This is a genomic window from Granulicatella balaenopterae, from assembly GCF_900111135.1.
Taxonomy (GTDB): Bacteria; Bacillota; Bacilli; order Lactobacillales; family Aerococcaceae; genus Granulicatella; species Granulicatella balaenopterae.
The window spans coordinates 1-22,200 of record NZ_FOGF01000015.1 but is presented as its reverse complement, the minus strand read 5'-3'; the positions used below and the strand labels follow the sequence as shown (position 1 = coordinate 22,200).

Genomic DNA, 22,200 nt, shown 5'->3' with positions numbered 1-22,200 from the left:
TTTAGGAAGTGAATAGACTTTCATAATGTGCTAACCGTGAAGCGGATTGGGGGCATTCTTTTTATTTTCCTTATTGGAATGCTTAGTTTCACAAGAAATAACGCTTTTTGTGTGGTATAATTTTAGTGAGTATATTAATTAGAATGCGCATAATAGCGTTAAAAATAGATGGGGATTAGTATGGAGGAAGTTATGAAGATATTTGATAGCAATAGACGCAAGAAAGGATATTCATTGGCAGAATTATTGACAGTTATCGCAATCGTTGGGATTTTGTGTGCCATTACAGTGGTTGGTGTTGGCGGATATTATAAGCACCTAAAGCAATTAGAGATGGATCAAACAGCAAAAGAAATATATATTGCTGCACAAAACCACTTAACTTATGCGGAAGCAAATGGTGAATTAGCAGAATTAGATACGACTACTTTAGGCGAACAACTGCCATCTAAGCCATATGACATGGATGATGCGGATTGGCATGAAGGTGATTATTATTATCTTGTCTATAGTCCAGCTAATAAGGATACTTTAGATAATACGATTTTAAAAGAGATGTTGCCGATGGGGGCAATTGACGGTGTTGCACGTGAAGCAGGCTCGTATATTATTGAATATAATGTAAAAAATGCGAGTGTTTATGCTGTGTTTTATACGGAAAAAGGCCAAGAAAACGAGTTAACAGCAACTGATGAGACTGGGCGCTTTCTTCCGGGAGATGGCTATCGTGGCAGTCCTAAAGATCGTATGAAAGCTCAAAAGAAAAGTGGTAAAAAATTCCCACTTGGTTATTATGGGGGAAGTGCTGTTAGTGGGGCACCAGTAGAAAAAATAGACACACCAACTATTAATGTATTAAATGGTGATAAATTAATTGTAAAGGTAACTGATACTAATAAGATTAAGACCAATATTAGCCTCGAAGTAACAGGCGAAACAAGTCATGCTAAAAAGATAATTCCTCTAAACGAAAAAAATGCAAAAAAAGAACAGGGTAAAAAAATTTATACGGTAATATTAGATGATATTACGATAAAAGATAAGCATTTTGCACAACTTTTTGCTGAAACAGCTACTGGAAAAAAAGATGGTTTCACACCGGGAGAAGATATTACCATTACTGTGAAAGCAGTTGGTAAAGAGGTATTAACCCCAATTGTTAAAACAAAACCAGTAACGACGAATAGTTTATTTCATTCAGTCACAACAACCACTGATAAGGATGGCAATACTATTATAATGGCTAATGTTTCTTCTATTCGTCACTTAGAAAATCTTGATCCAACAATTTCTGGTATGGCGGAAGATGCGATTACGGATGCGAGTCAATTGGCAAGTACACAAGTTGAGTGTGCTGAGGGAATGGGGCTTGATATGACTAGCTTTGAACAAGACGAGCAACTAGATTATCGCATATTTGAAGCAGTAGCTAAGGAAAGTGATTCATCGTTTACAATTTATAAAGCAGATGGTACGCCAGCTACACAAGATAGCTACTATAGCATTACGAATAATCATTTAACGTCATATAATGGGAACAAATTCCAAATCAAAAATTTAACGATTACAGATCAAGCAAATGCCGGGATGTTTGGAGAATTAACATTGGATAGCTCATTATTAATGTCAAATCTACAACTAAAAAATCCAAGTATTAACGGGCAAGAAACTTCTGGAGGATTCGTTGCTAAAACAAGTGGCTCCCTAGAGATTAAGTATTCTTCTGTAGAAGCAGATGACACAAAAACAAGCCAAGAGTCATATATAACAACCAAAGCACAAGCGGCTAAACATAGCGTAGCAGGTGGAATGGTTGGCTTAGTTAGTGGTGAAAATAATCTGACTATTGAAGACTCCTTTGTAAAAGGTAAGAATATGACAGTCACAGTAACTGGTACACATCCTGCAGTAGGTGGATTAGTCGGAGCAGTTAGTGCTGGAAAGTTAACGGTTAAAGATAGTTATTCTAATGCATTAGTTACCATCGAAGCTAAGCAATCAGATAGTTCAGGAATTGAATCCTTTGCAGGTGGCTTAATCGGACAAATTATTCAGACACAGCAAGATAGTTTAATCGAAAATTGTTATGTTGCTGGCCGTACAATAAATGGTGGGAAGTATGCTGAGACGGCAAGTAATATTACTGCAAATGTAACCAATGGTAAAACAACGAATATTGGCGGCTTCATTGGGACAGTTAATAGTCCGCAAGTAGTAGCTATTAATAATTGTTATACAACTGCTTCGGTTAGTGCAACTGGAAATGGTCAACAAAATATTGGTGGATTGATTGGACAAGCTAAAAACATCCAGGTAGACAATTCTTATGCGACTGGTTTGGTTAAAGCTAATAAGAGCAATGATAACGCTGGAACATTCATTGGTAAAGTCGACCAAAATGTCAGCTCTCTTAATAAGAATAATTATGTCTTATCAGGCATCAATTCTTCAGAAGTACAAATCGTCGGCAATGATAAAGATGCAACAATTGCCACAAAAGCAAGTACCGATATAATCGGCGCTAAAAAAACATATACAGCACATCCATATGATGAAGACTTAAAAGATCCAAGCCAGCAAACAGGAACCTTCCCATTGCGCCCAGTCATTGACGAGACGCATTACGGTGACTGGCCAATTCCTGATATAACATGCGAAACAAGCTTAGTCTATTATGAAACTTTTGACAATCAAACATATTACTTTGAAGGCAACTTTGATAAAGACAACCCAACCGAAAAACAAACGTACTCTTGGGATGGAACGACTTTAACGCAGAATGTAGCATTTGATACAACACCAGGTAAATACTTAGTGGATAGTGGCTACGCTTTAGTCTTAATTGGGAATCTTGATCAAGTAACAATAACATTTGATAATAGTACGACATTAACAGGTAAACAAGCCTTTGATACGAATTTAGGAGCTATTGCAAATACGAATTTGAGCGCTGGCGTTAAGAAAGCTCTGAACATTACTGAAGAGTATCAACTATACCACTTGGATGGAATGCCTAGTGCCAAAAATACTTATCACAGTAATTGGTTTAAAGATACGATATATCCATTATTAACAAGTAATCCAAATAGTTTAACAGTAACCATTGAATCAAATGGAACCTTTAGCGCTAAATACGGATACATACCATACTTGGCACATACAGCACAAGTAGTTGGAGAATCAGAGTCACCAAATCTTGGTACAGAATTTGAAGTAAGGTCTTTAAACCAATATGAAGCCATGCAGCAAGTATCACATCAAGATAGAGCAGTAATGGCTAACAAAGATGTTACGATTCACCAAATGTTAGATGTTGATTTTGGTTTACGAGATTATAATTATACTGAAAGTTCACTATTAAAAACTGTCGCTTGTGTCATTGATGGTTCGCATAGTGGATCGGTAAGTACTTCAACAAATAAAGCAGACCATTATTGGATTAAAGGATTAGATAAACAAACTTACGCTGATAACAATACTGGTAAAATAAGTAATTTTAATTTTGAATATCAATTAACACCAAATGAGCAAGCTGCCGCCAAAGTTCGTCGTGTAGCCAATGCTAGTGCGGGTATTATTGACTCGGTTGAGATTGACTGTCTTGGCACACAAGAAGTACATTTATATAATGCCATTGCAAATATAAATAGTGGTACAATCACGAACTGTCAGGCATCAAACTTTACTACTAAGTTTGCAGATGGAGCTCATATTGGTGGCTTGGTTGGACATTCAAGTGGTAGTGAGATTGCTCGTTGTAGGGTGTCTAATATTCGCATAGAAAATCCAACTAATGCTATATATGTCGGTGGCTTGGTCGGATTAACCAATGCGGGTACTATTTCAGATAATACGGTGTCTGATATCACAATGGATAATATTACGGCCACGTATGTCGGTGGATTAAGTGGGCAAACATTAAGTAATGTCAGTGGTTGCTCGGTAGCGAATACAACAATGAATAATATCCAATCTACAGGTCAATTATATCTAGGAGGGCTGATTGGACAAGCATCCATTGTTGTAACGCATTCTACAGTGTCAGATGTTATGATGAGTCAAGTAACGAATGCCCTCTGTGTGGGTGGATTAATCGGTCAATCGCAAAGTTCTGTAACCAATTGTAACGTGACTCACCTTCAAACAGATGTAGCTTCAACGGTTGGGGGATTGGTTCATACTAGTCATAATGGTGGTTCCATTGCTGGATGTACAGTAGAGAATTCAACCATTAATCATCAAACAATTACGCCAAGAAGTATGCCAGAAATGACCACTTTCATGGTGGAAAAAGAGTTTCAAAAATTTGCTGATTTACCATTTATTTCTAATAATCAAACAGAGAACAAGTTAGCTGTCTTTAAAACAAAAGAAGTAGCTACATTTGCTACAGACGCCAGAAAAGGAACAATCAATAATCTGATGGCGGTTAGAACAAGTATTGTACAAGCAGCCGGATTAGTATTTACCAATAATGGACCAATTAACCAGTCTCAAGTAGTCGACTGCCCAGCTATCGGGAAAGATGGTACTACAAATGCTGGATTTGTATTCACAAATAATGGTGAGATTACTAGTTGTTCGGTGACATCTAATGGTACACAACCGACTCAAATATTTGGGGATGGTTTTGCTAATATTAATTCATGGATTGGTAAGATTTCTGCTAGTAAAGTTGAACGAATTGGTTATGCTAATCCGAATGATATAAGTATTTCTAATAGTGGTTTTATCTTTACTAATGGAGGAATTATTGACAATTCTCACGTCATTGATTGTCCAATTATTGGGACTAGTGGGGCAAGTAATGCAGGCTTTGTAACCTATAATCAGAAAATTATCTCTGCTAGTTCGGTTGAAGCAACAGGTCATATTACCACAAAAATTAATGGAGATGGCTTTGTCTTTAGTAATCAACCAAATGCTCAGATTATAGATAGTTTCGTTCATAAAATCGGTTATGGTTTTGCGACATCACCAAGTATTAGTGGCAATGGCTTTGCTAGTTGGAATGACCATGCAACAATAACAAATGCTCAAGTAACCGACTGCCCAACAATCGCTAAAAATGGCTTTATCTTTAAAAATGTTGGTACGATAACGAATCCATTTGTTAAAAATAGTCATATCACAGAAGCAGGTCTAGTAGCGATTAATGATGGAGTAGTGAATTCTAATAATCATCACAATATAGCGCTTATCCACTGTACAATTGATGGTCCAGGTGCTGTTATGGTGAATAATCATGAAGTTTCTGATATTGATATTGTTAATTCACAAATTGCGTCAACAGGATTTGTTACGAAAAACTATGGAGATATTTCAGGTTGTCAATTATATAGTGATCGTAGCAAGTATGAACAGTATTTAAAACAATATGTTAATGTAACGAATTATCAATGGGGGAATGACGCTTTAGTGCAAAGTATGATGTATCGCCCTGGAACGATTTTTGAAGGATATCAATTTGTAACGAATAATAAAATCACTCGTGAAGAAGTTACACAACAAGCAATTGAAGAATTAATTGGAGAGCATGGTAATCTTTATCTACTAGTGACAATTGGTAAGAAGTCAGATGGTCAATTATCAGATGAAGTAGCTGGATTTGCTCAACAAAATAATCACAAAATCGTCCGCTCATCTGTTACAGCGAATTTTAATGCAGCGAATATTGATCGTTGGCATAAAGGGGATGTAGCCGGCTTTGTAATGAATAATTATAGTTATATTGATTCTTGTTATGTTAATTATACAGCAGATATAAAAAATGAATTGGAGACTTTTAGCGGCTTTGCAAAAGTCCATTCTGATGGTGCAAAAGATACACGTAATGAGCATATAATAAAGAATTCCTTTGCGATTGGTGATTCTTATGTTAATGCAAAACAAATATCAGGCTTTATTAATTCGATCAACTACTTTAATTATGATCAGTATTCACTTCTTGTAGAACGTAATTATGCTGCTGTTAGAAATAAAAATAATTACATAAGTTTTTACAATCATACAAATCTAAAATTAAAAGATTGCTTTAGTGTAGCTAACCAAGGTTCGCAAACAACATTAGATGGTAATGGCGTAACATCTGGTTCATCTCATCAAATTGTTCAAAAAATGAAAGAAGTAGTGAATCCTGATGGTACTCCAGCTTGGAATGATTACAAGCAAAGTATGGTCTATCCATATAGTGATGTTCTTAAAGGTGTTGATTATCCTTATGGGTATTTTGTTAGTCAACAACCAGATCATACATTATTACCACAATTACCATTATATGGAGATTATTATGTAAATAATCTAGAATTATATGGTAAAAATGTGTTTGTATATGATATTAATGTGACAATTAGTTCCTTTAAAGAAGCCATTGAGATGGGACGTAATAAAGTCTATTTATCAGGAATGAAAGTTGCTTACTTTGATAATAATGGTTCATTACAGACTAAAGAATTAAAGAATATTGGGTATTTTGTTGATATTGTTGATAATATTGCATGGAATACTCGCTTACGTTTAAATCTAAATGACTTAAATCAAGAATTTAATTGTAATTTTGGTACAATAGCTAAGAAATACCATAAAGGTTGGATTAATTATAATGATAAAGGTAATTCCTATGATACATTTGAATTATTTGCGCGCTATGTTCGTGCGTTTGGAGCGTTTATAAGTGTCTATCATGAAAATGATGTGGTAAAACCAACTGTAGCTAGTGTTTATGATAATGTCTTGAAAAAAGAATTATTTACTAATAATATTTTCTTGAAACCAATTGATGGATTTAATCTTAATAAAGCAGGGAATACGATTACTAATGTTAGGTATTTCCCAGATCATACACCTTTAAAGAATGTGCAGTTCAAGATTAATAAGACGCAAGCTGGCAATATAACGACTTGTACAATTAAACCAATTGGGGATTATACTTTTGATCAGTCTGTTGTAGATCATATTACGGTTGATGGACATCCTATTGATAGTAAAGCTATTGATGTTGATTATGAATACAATCCTTCAAATAAAAAAGTAGTAGCAACATTGACAGTTCGCTTTGATGCTAGTCAAATACGAGGAGCTAGAAGTGTATTACTAGTTCAGCCAAATTCTTTATTGGAAGAAGTAGACGATGCTTCGTCATCTGATTCTCGCTCAGTAGAAGACTCTACAACAGAGCCAATACATGAAGAAGACAATCATTCAGTTAATAAGCCAAATAATAAACCAATTGCACCAGCTGAGGCAGATTCTGATAGTTCTTCTCAAAAGCCAAGTGAACCAACGAAGCCTGAAGAAAATCTGAATGAAGAATCAAGTGCCAAATCACAAACAGTTCATTCGAATGAAGCGTCAAGCTCGCAAGAATCAAGTTCAGGTGAGGCGACTTCTTCACATGAAGCAGTATCAAAATTAGAACATTAGCATGATTTCATTATGTGATTAGATTTTGCATTGGGCGTTATGATGCAATTAATAGAGGCGTTAGTAGGGAATGATCCTTGCTAGCGTCTTTTTGTTTTCGCTGAAAAACGGCGTGGGGAAGGCGTTACATTTTAGGTAGGGCTTTTCATTTGCGTTTGTCACTTAGTCTTTTTCCCACACAAAAGCCACACTAGTTTTTCGCTAGTGTGGCTTTTTAAGTGCACGTGCATATGTAATTTTTGTTTTCAACTGGCGTGTCCATTTCGAACTCGATTTTTCGCTTCTAAAGCGGGTTTTGGATTTCGGAATCGAGCTTTCGTTTCCTAATCGATTTTTCGTTTTAAAACTCTAAAACCTGTAGCTAGCACTATTCTCATCTTATTCATTCAGTAGTCTGGTGGTGACTGCTTGTTTGGTGATTTCGTTACCTTTATTGTTTTTAATGGTGATGGTGTAGTTGACGGTTTGGCCGTTTTTGTTAATGTTTGTAATTTCTGGAACTAGGCCATCATTCATTGCGCTATCTGCTAATAGTTGGTGTGATCCGCCTGTGTAGCTGATAATTAGTCCTGTGTTATTTACGCTTGCGCCACCAGTTCCAGTGCTATCACTACCGTTTGTAATGGTTGTTTTTATGCCATTAGTTGGGTCAATAAAGGTGATACTGGTAGGACTGTTACTAGTGATCTCTTCGCCATAGCGTACGTAATTATTGAATTTATTGATGGTTGTTGATAGTAGGGTTTCGGCATTGGCTTGCTGGGTGATTTTTTTGTATGAGTGATGCACCACGGTAAATCCACCTGTCATGGCCACTCCTGCTAAACTGATGATTAAAATCGTTAGCAGGAGTTCACCTAATGAGAAACCTTTAGTCGATTGTAGTTTGTGCTTGATTCTTTTTTTCATAAGTCATCTGCCTTTACTCTTATTTTGGCTTATTCGTTCATTTCATATGAGTATAAGTTGAATTGATACATGTTATCTTCTACGCTGTGTTGATTCACTTGGATAGTCTTTGTGCTACCACTAAGGTCGATTGTTAGTGAATTAGTAGTAGGAGGGACTGTTTGTTCTTCTAATTGATTGGTTACTTGATACATGGCTTCTAGTCGCTCATTACTTTTTTTGACGATGCGGGTTGAGGCGCTAATCATGATTGCTAGTAGTACGATACCTAATGCCACGATTAGTAGGGCGATTAGTGCTTCGGCGATTGATTCTCCTTTTTGGCTAGCTAGTTTGTCTTTTGCTGTGAAATAGAGGTTGCGCTGTGTGTCGTCTGAATTCTCTTTTAATTCGGAATTTTTCAAAAACTGCACATCCTGTATTTGCGCTTTATTAGATTGCACATCTTGTACTTGCCTCTTATCAAATTGTACCTCACCAGTTTGTTTTGTCAGTTCTTTTGTCATTAGTTTTGCACCTCCGCTTGTTGAATGGTTGCTTTGGGCCATTTGATGGTGGTGGTGATTTTTGTTTTTTTAGTACATTTGCTTAAATCAGTTTCGCTTGGATTGTCGACTAGAACACCCGCTGCGTCATACCATAGCAATTCTTCGGTTGTTGTAACGGAAGATGGCGCAACTAATTGGCAGTAGTAGGCATTGTTTTTATTTTCTGTTTTGAAGCTCATCTGAATATCGTAAGCTGTGTCTTCTTTGGAGCTTAGTGCCAGTGTACCTTCTGTTAGATTTAATTCTTTTTGGCTACTCGTTAGATTGAAGCTGAGTGGTTGTTTGACTAGAGCTTGTCCTAAAGTAAGATGTTCATAAGTCTCGACTACTTGTACTAAGAATTTGGGTGGTAATTGACTATCAGCCCCTTGGTAAGTAATGTTTTCGCTAACTTTTTGGCCATCTTCTTTAATATAGACCAATTCGCAACTGGTGCCCTCTAAGATATTTTTCATCATTTTGGCAGCAGAAGTGGTGGTGTAGTAGGGTTGTTGTTGGGAGACTAGTCCACCAACCCGATTGGATGCTACGGTTGCTGTTGCTAGGATAATAGAGCCAATGACTGCGCAGACAATAAAGAATAGTAATGCAAGTGGTAATGTGACTCCTTTTTGATTGGTTAAACGCTTTTTCAATGAGCGCTTGTCTTTGTTAGTGGTTATTTGGGGCATGGGCATTTCGCCTCCTTTATTTTTCTAATAGTTCATAACAAATTATAGCAATAATACTTAGTGAATTCAATTTATGACGAATAGTTGCGAGTTTGTGAAAATTTGTGATATATGATAATATTAAGTATTAAGAATATTTGAAATTTAAGAGGTGTTAACAATGATTTTTCAAGAGAATAGAAGGTCGTCTGGTGCGTCATTACCGGTTGTATTAGCGATTATTATCATTGTGGTTTGTGTGATTTTATTAATTGTGCCACAGTTTGTAAAGCAGGATAACACTCAATCTGAAACTATTATATTAGGTTATGAAAGAACGGCCCGTAATGCGGCTAGAGAGGCTTTTACTTTAGGGAGTGATTCTTTAGGGGAAGCGATTGATAAGAATGCTCAGGTGGCATTTGTGGTGGATTCAAAAGGGAAGCGTATTTATGCTTTAAAAGAAAATGAAACATTAACCGCTCTCAAGGTTCGCTTAGAGTCTAGAGGGGTTGAGCCTTTTGAGAATTATGGCGAAGCATTAACCTTAACGTCCCCAGATCCATGGCAGACGCGCTTTGTCTCATCGACTGAGGTGTCAAGTGATTTTGTGCCAGGGGATTTTTGGATTGGTGAGGAGATGAAGGTGGGTAAGACGTATGATTTGAGGGATTGTTTGTTGTTTGTGAGTGTTCATGAAGATAAAAAGGATCATTATGAGTATTATTTATGGTGGCAGGCTACAGGTGATGTGAAGTTATTGAAGGAGTCTTTAACCGATTAGGAGTAATTTGGGGGTGGTGTTCTCGCATATGTGGACGCCATTTTTTTGCTAACAAGGTAGCGGTCGTTTTTTCAGGGGCTGGTGTTTTTTTGCAAGTTAATCAGTCGGTATGTTTTGTCTACGTCACTTTTTTCGTGTGTTGGTTTACGCGGTTTAGAGTTTGTTTGCATAGATTGTCTGATATATGTCTAATTCTATGGAACTATCGATAAAAATATTACTTATATAAGACCTAAGATTGCGAGGAAATGTTTTCATATGATATAATAATGATGAGAATTTATAAGTTTTTACCTAGATAAATGAAAAGTAATCATAACGAGAAGGGTGTTAGGAGAAATGTTCCCAGATAATGGATTTTTGGTAGTGTATATATATGGAGTAGTGTTTATTTTGGGAATAGTATTTGGTAGCTTTATTAATTGTCTATCATGGCGTATGGCGAATCATGAATCAGTGAGAAGTGGTCGCAGTCATTGTACAAGTTGTGGACATATATTAGCTGCCAAGGATTTAGTGCCCATTTTTAGTTATTTATTCTTGAAGGGTCGCTGTCGTTATTGTGGCATTAAGATTCATCCTAGATATATGTTGACGGAATTGGTATTAGGACTTGCTTTTGTAGCGGTGGTAGCTGTTTTTGGTATTTCTTGGCAGGCGCTTAGTTATTTAGTCTTAAGTTGTTTGTTATTGGGATTATCATTGGTGGATTTGGCGATTTATGAGATTCCAGATAGTTTTATTATTTGGGGGATTGTGAATTGGTTAGTCTTTTTACCATTACAAGCTGGAGTGATTGGTCCGAGTGAATTAGCAAGTCCTAAAGCGCTGGTACCACTTGAGTATTTAATGTGCCGTGCAACGGATGGTTTATTAGGAGGCTTTATTATTGCGGGTTCGTTATTAGTTTTATCGATTATTTTTGATAAGTTAAGTGGGAAGGAAAGTCTTGGTGGTGGAGATATTAAGTTATTCTTTATGACTGGTTTATATATGGGGCTTTTTGAGAGTTTGTTCTGTTTAATTTTATCATGTGTGATGGGGATTCTTTTTTCAGTATTAGTTAAGAAGAATCGTATTCCATTTGGGCCGTGTATTTCGGTGGCGGTCTTTATCACATTATTAATTGGTACTTCGGTGACGACTTGGTATTTAAGTTTATTTTAAAGTTGAGTGAAGAGAGGGTTGTGAAGATGGCTAAGAAGATAGTTGGAATTGAGATTGGTAATCATACATTAGAATTAGCGATTTGTGTGAATGGTAAGCCACAAAAGTTTATTCAAGCGGAATTACCAGATAATATGGTGCGAGATAATCAGATTGTCTCTTATGATGCGATGGCTGATTTTATTAGGGAGACTTTTAAAGAGCATCGCATTAATTGTAAGAAGGTGGCGTTAACTTTACCAGATAGAAAGTTATTGGTACGTCGTTTGAATATGCCTTTGATGACTATTAGCCAATTGAAGGTGAATTTACCATATGAATTTAAGATGTATATAACAGGTAGTAAAGATCAATATGTCTATGATTATGCTGTAATTGATGTTCAGCAAGATGAAAAAAATCCTAAAATTGGCGAGATGGATTTATTAGCCATTGCCGTGGAGCGTGAATTATTAGAAGCCTACCAAGCAATGTTTCGTCGTGCAGGATTGAAGTTAGCCGTTTTGATGCCGGAATGTTTAGCGATTAAGAATATTATTGATCATTATGAAGAGCGAAATGGGATTACTGGTAAGCATGATTATGCGGTGATGGATTTAGGAGCAGAGACGATTATTATTCAATTCTTTTCTGAAGGGGAATATGATATCACTAGAACAATGGAATTTGGTTGTTATAACTTTATTGCTCAAGCTGCGGAAATTAATGAGGTAGATATTCATATTGCACATCTGGATTATGAAGCCAATCGTCAAAATATTCAATATCATGAGCGTTTAATGCCAATGTATGATCAAGTAGCTATTGAGATTATGCGGATTATGAATTTCTATTTATATAACCATGCAGGATCAGATTTAGAGAATGTCTATATTTGTGGAGGTGGCACGAATATTAAGCCATTAGTAGAGAGTATTACTCGTTCGGTTGATCTTAATGTCAAGTCCATCAAAGAATTATTTAGTAATGATGTAATGTCAATGGACGAATTAGAATTATGTCCGCAATTATTAGGAATGGTATTAGAATAGGGGGGTAAGAGATGAAACAAGTGGATTCGAATTTTCTTTCCCGCTTAAAGCAATTAGGGAGCAAAGATTTAACAAGTAATAATCAATATCCATCAAAAAAAACAATCAACTTTGTAACTGCCGAACAGAAGAAGGTCTCTATTATTACGACAGTGAGTATTATCTTGGGGATTATCTTGCTGCTTGGTTTAGGGAAAGTATTTGTGGTGGATTTAGTTGAAGAGGCCTATCTAGCTAAAGAAAATTATCAAGCCATTGAAAGCAATATTCAAACATTGCAAGAAGATAGTAAGAAATATGCTCATATTCGTGATGACTATAATCGTTATGGGAATGGTTGTCTAACTGATGAAGAAAAGTTACAGCCTAATCGTTTGATGATGATTGAGTTAATTGACCGAAAAGTGGCCGTTGATGCGGTAGTCGATTCTTATGATATAAATGACAATCATGCGGATGTCGTGATTAAAGAGACAACTCTTGAGAAGATGGCAGCAATTGTTGAGCGTGTACAAGAAGATCCAGAAGTCACCTTTGTAACGGTTCATACGGCTAATCATAATGAAGATAGTACAACAGTTGATGGCACCATCTCCATTACTTTTAAAGTTGGGGGTGAAGAATCATGATGCAATTTAAACAGAAATTAGAAGCAAAAGAAAAAGCTATTATTATTATTGCAGTAGTGATGTTAGTATTTTCGATTTATTATTTTGCTTGTTATAAGCCTTGTCACAATATGATTGATAGATATCAAACAGATGAATTAATGCAGGAACTTACTTTTGAACAGATGCGTCGTGACCAAAATAAAAATATGGAACGTGAAATAAAAGACAATCAAGAAGCCGGTCTAGGTCAAGTCTATCCATATAATCATTTACAAGCGGAAGTAGATGCTTTAAACCAAATTATGACGCAAACAACAAGTTTTGATATTAGTTTTTCAGATGCAGTGCAGACAGGAGACGCTATCAAACGTCCCGTTGCTCTTTCGTTTACAACAGAAGATTATGCGACAGCCAAAAGAATTATCCATCAATTATACACAGGGGATAATCGTTGTTTAATTAATGATATTAGCATTGCTGCTAGTACTGATGGAAAAGATAATCAGGCATCTTCATGGACTACTAGCGTGCAAATCGTCTTCGTTGAAATGATGAAAGGCGCTGACACAACAGAAGGATTAGTCCGTTCAAAAGAAGATACAGCACAGACGATTGAAGATGAACCAATCTTATAAAATGAAAAAAGTACTCGTGATTTTCGTCGTGAGAAGTTCAAAATGAAGTCGTTAAATCCTCGTCGACTTACTAAGCGAGGTAGTTCATCACGTGTCTTGAAGTATATAATATGGCATGCTTTTTGTCAGAGACGTGGTTAACGCTGCTTTACATTTACTATTAGGCGCAAGTCTTAGTAATTATCAAAGTGGAGCAAGAAAAAGATTTAAAGAAAGAAGGAATGGAATTTGGCTGGAATTCGATATATGAGATTAGGAGATATGCTTGTCGCTGAAGGTTTGATTACCGAGGAGCAAGTTCAACAAGCATTGAAGATTCAAAAGCAAGCACCAACACATACCAGACTTGGTGAAGTGTTAATTAATAATAAATTTATTTCAGAATCACAGCTTGTCGATACATTAAGCCGACAATTAGGAATCGATTATATTGACCTGTCAGAGTATGATATTGATGCAGAAATGGTACAATATATTCCTAAACAATTAGCACGAAAATATAGTATTGTACCAGTAAAAGTTGCTAAGAATATGTTGTTTTTAGCAATGCAAGACCCGCTGAATTTTGAGGCGGTTGAAGAGGCTAGACGTGCTTCCAAGATGCGTATTATTCAAATGATTGGAACAGAGCGTGGTATTCGTCATGCGATTACGACACTGTATAGTAATAAGGGTGCCAATGAAGCCATTATGCAAATGAAAGCCGAAGCAGGTATCTGGAATGAAGCCACAGAGCAAGAAGAAATTTTAGCAGAAAATGATTCTAATGCAGCTCCAACCATCAAATTAGTTAATTCAATTATCGAGCGTGCCTATGTGGAAAATGCAAGTGATATTCACTTTGAACCCTCATCAGGTGATATGCGCGTAAGAATGAGAATTGATGGTCGTTTGCATAATATTTTAGTGATTCCACGTGATTTACAAGATTCCGTTATTTCACGTTTGAAGATTATGTCTCATATGAATTTGGTGGAGCGCCGTATCCCTCAAGATGGTCGTGCTAAAGCCACCGTTCAAGGCAAATCAATTGACCTACGTGTATCAACTCTACCATCGATTTCGGGTGAAAAAGTCGTAATTCGTCTCTTAGTCCAAGATCCAAGTCTATTTGTTAGAAGTGGGATTGGCATTCCAGAAGAAGAATCAGCTAAGTTAGATCACTTAATGGCTGCCAGCAATGGGGTTATTATGATTGTTGGGCCTACCGGAAGTGGTAAGTCTTCTACAATGTATACCTTAATTCAAGAATTATTAGATGAATCGGTGAATTTAGTTACTTTAGAAGACCCGGTTGAATTTAGTATTGAAGGGGCCACTCAAGTCAATATTAATGAAAAGACAGGTCTAACATTTGCGAGTGGCTTGCGTTCAATCTTACGTCAAGACCCAGACATTATCTGTGTTGGTGAGATTCGTGATGGTGAGACAGCTGAGATTGCGATGCGTGCTGCGATGACCGGACATAAAGTTATCACCACCATCCATACAGAAAATGCCATCTCTGCGATTGACCGTCTAAAAGATATGGGCGTTGAACCGTATTTAATTGCAGGGGGCTTAACAGGGATTATCTCACAAAGATTGGTACGATGCATTTGTAAGAATTGTCGTGAAGAATACACACCAGAAGAATCAGCGATTAAGATTGCTGGCTTAGACCCAAGCATTAAGCGTACCTATTACCATGGAGCAGGATGTGATGAGTGTTTCCATACAGGATATCGTGGACGTACAGGTGTCTTTGAAATTCTATCTACCAATCGTCAATTAAGACATGCAATTGCAAAAGATGTCGACAAGCAAGAACTATTAGAAATGATTAACGAAACAGGTTTTGTATCGATGCAAGATTGTGTTGGAGAAATGGTCGAAGATGGCATTACAACCGTAGAAGAAATCGGTCGCGTAATGGCCTTTATGGAGTATTAAAACGAACACTCATAGCCAAATTTAAGGTGTGAGGTATCGTAATAAAAGAAAGTAGGGTGGTAAAGTGACAATGAATCGTATAGAACAATTGGTTGAAAAAGCTGCTAATTTGGGTGCATCAGATATTCATATTGTAAAAGGCTTACCTGTTAAATGCCGCTTACATGGACGTTTGGTCGATTTGGATGAGAAAATATTAACAGATGAAGATTGCGAACAAATGGCTCAAGCACTTGCAGGAGTGAAATATCAACAAATGCGTGAGATTGGTGAAGTGGACTTAGGAGCAACCCTTGCTAATGAAAGACTAAGAATTAATATCTTCCGCCAACAAGGATCTGTCTCAATGGCATTACGTATTCTTAGTAGCACCATCCCAGAATTAGAAAGACTAGGCTTACCACCAGTTGTTAAAGACTTTACAAAATGGCAAAAAGGAATAGTTCTTGTAACAGGTGAGACTGGTAGCGGTAAATCAACTACCCTAGCTGCACTACTTAATGAAATTAATCATAAAAGACAAGACCATATTATTACTTTAGAAGATCCAATCGAATATATCTATACACCGGATCAATGTGTGATTAATCAACGTGCAATTGGTGAAGATACTGCTAGTTATCAAGACGGCTTACGAGCTATTTTACGTGAAGACCCAGATATTATTCTAATCGGGGAAATGCGTGACCTTGACACTATCGAAACAGCTCTAACTGCCGCTGAGACCGGACACTTAGTATTTGCAACCTTGCATACTAATTCTGCCTCAGATACCATTGACCGTATTGTTGGCGTCTTCCCAGAGAATCGCCAACAACAAATTCGTATGCAATTATCAATGACATTAAAAGCCGTATTATCACAGCAATTATTACCTAATAAATATGAAAATGGCCGTGTGCTAGCTTATGAGACAATGATTTTAACACCCGCCATTAAAAACTTAATACGTGAAGGTAAAACACCGCAAATCAAATCTTCCATCTTATCTTCAGGAGACATCGGTAGCATCACTATGGATAATTGCTTGGCTGAATTAGTAAGAGCCAATAAAATTAAAAGCGAAACAGCCTTTGCCAATGCTCAGGATGTAGACTTTTTGGCGCAACGTTTAGGTACACGCCCGCCAGGAATCTCTACTTGGAAATAAGCATCATTAGACTAAAAAAGGGGGGATAATTATGAGAACCTATCGCTATAGTGCCTTAACGAATGAAGGCCTTCAAAAAAAAGGCGTCGTCAAAGCACTTGATGAATTTGAAGCGGTTGATAAGATTAAAGCGACGTATCCAGTTGTTACTAAAATCAATCCCGTAAAAGAAACCAATAGCATCCTAGATATGGAAGTTGGTAGCTCAAAAGTAGCTCATAAACATCTAGCAGTGATGTGTTCACAATTTGCCATAATCTTAAAATCAGGCGTCGGTATTGCACGAGCTATGGCGATGATTGCTGAACAAACAGAAGACAAAAAATTAAAGAAAATGCTAGTAGCCTCAGTAGAAGATATCTCAGAAGGTATGGGAATTGCTGATACTATGGAGCGACATGGACAAGGCTTACCAATGACATTTATTGAGACGGTGCGAGCAGGCGAGCGCTCAGGAACTCTAGCTAATTCTTTTAAAGCGATGGAGACTTACTTTACAAGATCGCAAAAGACCAATCAAAAAGTCAAACAAGCCCTAACTTATCCCATCTTTGTGGTGATTGTGGCTATTATTGTCTTAATTATTGTAATGGCAAAAGTTATCCCAACCCTATCAGCCGTATTTAAGGACTTTGGTGGGGAATTACCAGCGATGACTAGAGTATTAATTAAAACATCAGAATTTTTTGCGGCACACTGGCTATTCATTATGGTTATAATCGGGGCTATCATTGCCGGCTTAAAATTAAGCGCATTAACTGAAAAAGGCCAAGTATTCTGGAGTAATGTTGTCTTAAAAACACCTATCATCGGGAAGATTAATCTTCTAACAGGTTCAAGCCAATTCGCAACTACGATGGCCGTTTTATTAACTGCCGGATTAAGTATTGATGATGCTATCCAGACAACTGCCAAGTCAATGACTAACCGTACCTTAGGGGATGAAGTCGGTCGTATGACACTTTCCTTACAAGAAGGGAAGTCATTAGGAGAATGCATTAGACGTTGCAATTATTTCCCTAATACATTAAAAGAAATGTGTGCCATCGGTGAAGAGACCGGGGAATTAGAAGACACATTATTGACAATTGGTGACTATTATGATAATGAAGCATCATACGCTATGCAACAAGCCATCAGTAAGTTAGAACCGACATTACTAGTCTTTCTAGCCTTATTCGCCGGCTTTATCGTTATTGCCATCTACTTACCAATCTTCACAATGTATAACTTTATGTAGGAAATAAGTAGCAAAATTGGATACCATAGTTAAATTTTAATCAATTAGTGGAAAATTATTGACCTGTCTATGGTTAGTATTATATGATAATAGTAAGGAAAACGAAGACCATATTATGGTATTGTTTAAAAAAGAAAACACGTATTATAGGAGGAATAAAGATGTTCAAAAAATTAAAAGAACAAAAAGGATTCACATTAGCTGAATTATTAGTAGTAGTAGCAATTATCGGGGTATTAGTAGCCATCTCAATCCCAATCTTCTCAGGTCAATTAGAAAAATCACGTGATGCCGTAACAGTAGCAAACCTACGTTCAGCATATGCAGAAGCACAAGTAGCATATATGACAGAAACAACTAGTGGAAATGCTACTTATACAGATAAATCATCAACTTCTACAGCTGGTGAAGCAACAGTAGCAGTTACAAACGTTATCGCTAAAGGTAAAAAAGATGATGATTTTAGCGGGTTAGTAACAGATTTACCATTTGCAGATAAACAATCTGGTTTCGATGCAATGGATAATGCTCCAGGAAAATATACTGTAACATTTACTTATGGATCTAATGGAGAAATTTCTTCAATTGCAGTAGAATAAAACTAATTAATCCATCATTTTAATATGAACGAAACTGAAACTGGAAATACCAGCTTGGTGTTTTCAGTTTTTTATTGTCTGTAAGTGTCTAGTAGTCAATGGGAGAGCAAGATGAAGAATAATCAAAAAGGGTTTACAACGGCAGAATTATTAATGACCATATCTGCTATTGGGGTAATGCTAGTATTAACACTAACAATCTGCATGAACTTAATAGAGCAGTCACGTGATGCAGCAACAATCGCTGAATTACAAAGTGCCTATCAAGAAGCCCAATTAGTCCAACAAAATCATCAAAGCACAAAAGATGGGCATGCAATCTTTGTATCCTATCAAGATAAGGTTGGAGATGATGGCAAGACTAAAAGCATGGTTGTTATAAGAGATTTCATTGCAAAGGGTAAAAATGACAATTCATTCACTGAATTAACAGAAGATATCTCATTTAAAGATGTTTTTCATGAAACCATGGCCAAATTGGATGATGGCTCAGGGGAATCCTATGTCATAGAATTCAAATATGACCAAGCAGGAAAACTATATCTTGTTCAAGCTTTTGATCAGGAAAGTTATAACGAAGAAATACTCGAATAATTATGTAATAAACCAAACGATTTAGTGTCAGTCAATAAGGCTGATACTTTTTTATTTACATAAAAAAGCATCGATTTTAATAGGAATATGATATAATAATTTCACAAATGTAAATAATATATCATGACTGGAGAAATAATATGGTAGACAAAAAGCACAATAAAGGATTTACTTTAGCAGAATGATTAGTAGTAGTCGCAATTATTGGAGTAGTAGTCGCCATCGCCATCCCCATATTTACAAATCAATTAGAAAAGTCCCGTGATGCAGTAACGGTAGCCAATTTAGGTAGTGCCTATGCCGAAGCTCAAACTGCTTACCCAACTGAGACTAGTAGTTCGGATGGGGTGGTATACTATGATAGTTATCCTTGGAATTCTGCTGTTGACAAGATGGTGTTAGTTAAGGGATTCGAGCCAAAAGGGAAAAAGGATAACGATTAAGGAGAATTTTTTCTGTACAAGCCTTTCAAAAATAATCATTCTTCAAATATCATGCTTAGTCATTATTTTTGATAGGATTCATGCTATACTAAGGAAGAGTTAGAAAGAAGAGTAAGATTAGCTACTAATTAGAAAAAAAGGGGGCAATAATATGAAAACATTCATGAGTAAACACCTTTTTACCATATTTGAAATAATGATAGTATCAGTTGTAGCTATGGGGATTATTGCTTTATTCTGGCCTAGTGCTACTGATTATGTCGAACATTCACGCGATGAAGCGACTATTGAACAAATTATCCATGCAGAAAATGAAGCGAAATCTGTTTTTGAATCAGAATCTAGTGCATCAAATGATTGTATCTATGTGTCCTATCCTGATAAAGTTGGAGATGATGGCCATACAAAGGCAATGATTGTCGTGAAAGACATTGTAGCTAAAGGAACGAAACAGAATGATTTTAGTGGGTTAGCCGAAGAGATACCACATAAATTACTCTTTCATGGCACAATGGAGCAATTAGATAATGCTAAGGGGAAATCCTATGTGATAGAATTTAAGTATAATCAATCCAATCAGTTATATATTATTCAAGCTTTTGAACAAGATCGTTATAATGTATCCATTTTTGAATAAGTTAATCAAGTGTTGATAATCTGAATTATTGGCACTTTTTTTGCAATATTTCGAAATAATACAAAATATATAAGTGATAATTGAATAGAGACCTTGAGTAGTGGTATAATAAATTTGAATAATTGATAAATAAAATATCAACAAAATATAACTATATAATTATTTAGAATTATCTATAGTAGGAGATGAAAAATATGAAGAATAAAAAAGGCTTTACTTTAGCGGAATTATTAGTTGTTGTAGCAATTATTGGAGTATTAGTCGCCATTGCAATACCAGTATTTAATGGCCAATTACAAAAGGCGAAAGATGCAAGAGATATAGCAAATATTAGAAGTGGTATCTCTATCTGTTATGAAGAGTATCTATCAAGTGGCGAAGTAGGACCTAAATATTATCTTTACAATATTAAAAGAGAAAAATTATTTGATGAAGATAATTTTTTTAGCGGGAACTCAAACTCTTTTCATGAATATACTGAAATATTACCATGTAGAGAGCAGAAGTCAGGTAAGATTTTGGGAGTATTTGTGCTTATTAATTCAGATGATAGTGATCCTATTAAGTCGTATCCTTATATTAATGAAGATGGTGAGATTGTATTTGAAAAACAAGGTGATAAAGATTGGGACGTACCCTGCGATGCAATATCTCCTAAATATGCTTTTGATAATGCATCTGTCAATCATTTTGATAACTTATAAACTTAGTATAAGTGTCAGCTAATTAGTTGGCGCTTTTTTTGTGAAGTTATGGACGTCTTTTTGAGGAAGGATAGCAGTTTTGCTAATGAAAGAACTACTAGCACTAGGACATATCCTGTTCACAAGTTCTTTTCTAAGGTATGGTATAATCATTGTTGAATTATTATAAAGACGGAGGGGATATGTTGAGGATAATGACAAATAAAAAAGGATTTACTGTAGCGGAGTTATTAATGGTTGTGGCAATTATTGGTATGTTAGTCGCGTTATCTATTCCAATCTTTTCAGAGCATTTAGAAAAGTCTCGTGATGCTGTAACAGTGGCCAATTTGCGTAATGCCTATGCCGAAGCCCAGACAGCTTACCTGACCGAGACAAGTTCTGGTAATGCCATCTACAAGCCTGTTGATGGTGAGATAACAACTACTAGAACCACTCCAAAAGCAGTAACAATAGTAGAAGTTTCAGGTGTCGTTGCTAAAGGTAAAGCCAAAAATAACTTCAGTAAGCTAACAGATAGTTTACCATTTAAGGATAAAATGGTAGATTGTGAGGTAATGGATAATACTCCTGCTACTTACACCGTTATTTTTGAATATGAGGCAAGTGGTGCTATCATTAAGGTAAGTTGTAAAGCTACTAATAGTCCTATAGATAATCAAGAAGAAGCCGCAGAAATCCCATTTGATGTAGGAGATGCTGCAGTTACTTATATGGTAGATGGTCAGAATCAAGCCTTGCGTATTTATTTAGAAGGATTTGATCAACATAATTCTGATACAGCCCGTAAGTATCTTGATTTTACTTATGATGTAAACGACCCTGATAGTAGAGATACTACAAATCCAGCTATTTTCATAATGAAATCTAATAAAGAGTCCTTTATCGCAAACGGAATAGCAATTAATCAAGAAAATGTTGAACAAATAAAAACAAAACTTGAAAAATCAAAGGTAAAGTCAGATTATCATACAGTGGTAAAATCAGTTGAGTTGGTTGATCAGCAGATTATCGTTAAAAATAGTACCAAGAAATCTCCGAAGCTTTAGCTTCGTGGGATGAATTGTTGTATCAAGATATTTTTGATACAATCATTATTGAGGGATATAAAATGAATTGTTGGAAAAGTGGAAGCCATAATAAA

Annotated in this window: 17 protein-coding genes; 14 read left to right on the top strand and 3 right to left on the bottom strand. The window is 36.1% G+C overall.

The features are described from left to right. Window positions 1-168: 168 nt before the first annotated feature. A complete protein-coding gene (locus BMX09_RS04725) occupies window positions 169-7,422 on the top strand; it encodes a type II secretion system protein (RefSeq protein ID WP_143054375.1) in 7,254 nt (2,417 codons plus the stop codon). A gap of 378 nt (window positions 7,423-7,800) precedes the next feature. Here the strand turns inward: BMX09_RS04725 and BMX09_RS04720 are convergent, their stop codons facing one another. The 3 genes from BMX09_RS04720 to BMX09_RS04710 all read right to left on the bottom strand — a co-directional run bounded on the left by BMX09_RS04720 (window position 7,801) and on the right by BMX09_RS04710 (window position 9,550). After that, window positions 7,801-8,214: a hypothetical protein gene (locus BMX09_RS04720; protein ID WP_143054374.1), complete on the bottom strand. Its 414-nt coding sequence runs from the start codon at window positions 8,212-8,214 to the stop codon at window positions 7,801-7,803. Window positions 8,215-8,360: 146 nt separating this feature from the next. After that, window positions 8,361-8,837: a type IV pilus modification PilV family protein gene (locus tag BMX09_RS04715; RefSeq protein WP_089746552.1), complete on the bottom strand. Its 477-nt coding sequence runs from the start codon at window positions 8,835-8,837 to the stop codon at window positions 8,361-8,363. Continuing rightward, entirely contained in the window at window positions 8,837-9,550 is a 714-nt protein-coding gene (locus tag BMX09_RS04710) for a hypothetical protein (RefSeq protein ID WP_143054373.1), read from the bottom strand. The genes BMX09_RS04715 and BMX09_RS04710 overlap by 1 nt, the downstream gene beginning before the upstream one ends. A 160-nt stretch (window positions 9,551-9,710) precedes the next feature. Here BMX09_RS04710 and BMX09_RS04705 point away from each other — a divergent pair, with 160 nt between their 5' ends. The 13 genes from BMX09_RS04705 to BMX09_RS04645 all read left to right on the top strand — a co-directional run bounded on the left by BMX09_RS04705 (window position 9,711) and on the right by BMX09_RS04645 (window position 22,105). After that, a complete protein-coding gene (locus tag BMX09_RS04705) occupies window positions 9,711-10,313 on the top strand; it encodes a hypothetical protein (RefSeq protein WP_089746550.1) in 603 nt (200 codons plus the stop codon). Between the two features lie 393 nt (window positions 10,314-10,706). Next, window positions 10,707-11,480: a prepilin peptidase gene (locus tag BMX09_RS04700; RefSeq protein WP_177159538.1), complete on the top strand. Its 774-nt coding sequence runs from the start codon at window positions 10,707-10,709 to the stop codon at window positions 11,478-11,480. A 26-nt stretch (window positions 11,481-11,506) separates the two neighbouring features. After that, window positions 11,507-12,511 (top strand): pilus assembly protein PilM, encoded by a 1,005-nt coding sequence (pilM, locus tag BMX09_RS04695; RefSeq protein ID WP_089746548.1) that lies wholly within the window; start codon window positions 11,507-11,509, stop codon window positions 12,509-12,511. Window positions 12,512-12,522: 11 nt separating this feature from the next. Continuing rightward, the gene (locus BMX09_RS04690; RefSeq protein WP_089746547.1) at window positions 12,523-13,140 is read left to right on the top strand and encodes a hypothetical protein; all 618 of its coding nucleotides are present in this window, start codon (window positions 12,523-12,525) and stop codon (window positions 13,138-13,140) included. Beyond that, window positions 13,137-13,757 carry a hypothetical protein gene (locus BMX09_RS04685; protein WP_089746546.1) on the top strand — a complete coding sequence of 207 codons (621 nt, stop codon included), beginning with the start codon at window positions 13,137-13,139 and terminating at the stop codon, window positions 13,755-13,757. The genes BMX09_RS04690 and BMX09_RS04685 overlap by 4 nt, the downstream gene beginning before the upstream one ends. 246 nt (window positions 13,758-14,003) lie before the next feature. Next, entirely contained in the window at window positions 14,004-15,689 is a 1,686-nt protein-coding gene (locus tag BMX09_RS04680; RefSeq protein WP_218138918.1) for a GspE/PulE family protein, read from the top strand. A 70-nt stretch (window positions 15,690-15,759) separates the two neighbouring features. After that, on the top strand, window positions 15,760-16,839 hold the full coding sequence (locus BMX09_RS04675; protein ID WP_089746545.1) for a type IV pilus twitching motility protein PilT: 1,080 nt from the start codon (window positions 15,760-15,762) through the stop codon (window positions 16,837-16,839). Between the two features lie 31 nt (window positions 16,840-16,870). Further along, the gene (locus tag BMX09_RS04670) at window positions 16,871-18,079 is read left to right on the top strand and encodes a type II secretion system F family protein (protein ID WP_089746544.1); all 1,209 of its coding nucleotides are present in this window, start codon (window positions 16,871-16,873) and stop codon (window positions 18,077-18,079) included. A gap of 161 nt (window positions 18,080-18,240) precedes the next feature. Next, window positions 18,241-18,678, top strand: a complete 438-nt coding sequence (locus BMX09_RS10380; protein ID WP_177159537.1) for a type IV pilin protein — start codon at window positions 18,241-18,243, stop codon at window positions 18,676-18,678. Between the two features lie 111 nt (window positions 18,679-18,789). Continuing rightward, window positions 18,790-19,272, top strand: a complete 483-nt coding sequence (locus BMX09_RS04660; RefSeq protein ID WP_089746542.1) for a type II secretion system protein — start codon at window positions 18,790-18,792, stop codon at window positions 19,270-19,272. Between the two features lie 594 nt (window positions 19,273-19,866). Continuing rightward, the gene (locus BMX09_RS04655; protein WP_089746541.1) at window positions 19,867-20,352 is read left to right on the top strand and encodes a pilus assembly FimT family protein; all 486 of its coding nucleotides are present in this window, start codon (window positions 19,867-19,869) and stop codon (window positions 20,350-20,352) included. Between the two features lie 194 nt (window positions 20,353-20,546). After that, on the top strand, window positions 20,547-21,056 hold the full coding sequence (locus BMX09_RS04650) for a pilin (RefSeq protein WP_218138917.1): 510 nt from the start codon (window positions 20,547-20,549) through the stop codon (window positions 21,054-21,056). Window positions 21,057-21,250: 194 nt separating this feature from the next. Next, window positions 21,251-22,105 (top strand): type IV pilin protein, encoded by an 855-nt coding sequence (locus tag BMX09_RS04645; RefSeq protein WP_089746539.1) that lies wholly within the window; start codon window positions 21,251-21,253, stop codon window positions 22,103-22,105. Window positions 22,106-22,200: the final 95 nt, after the last annotated feature.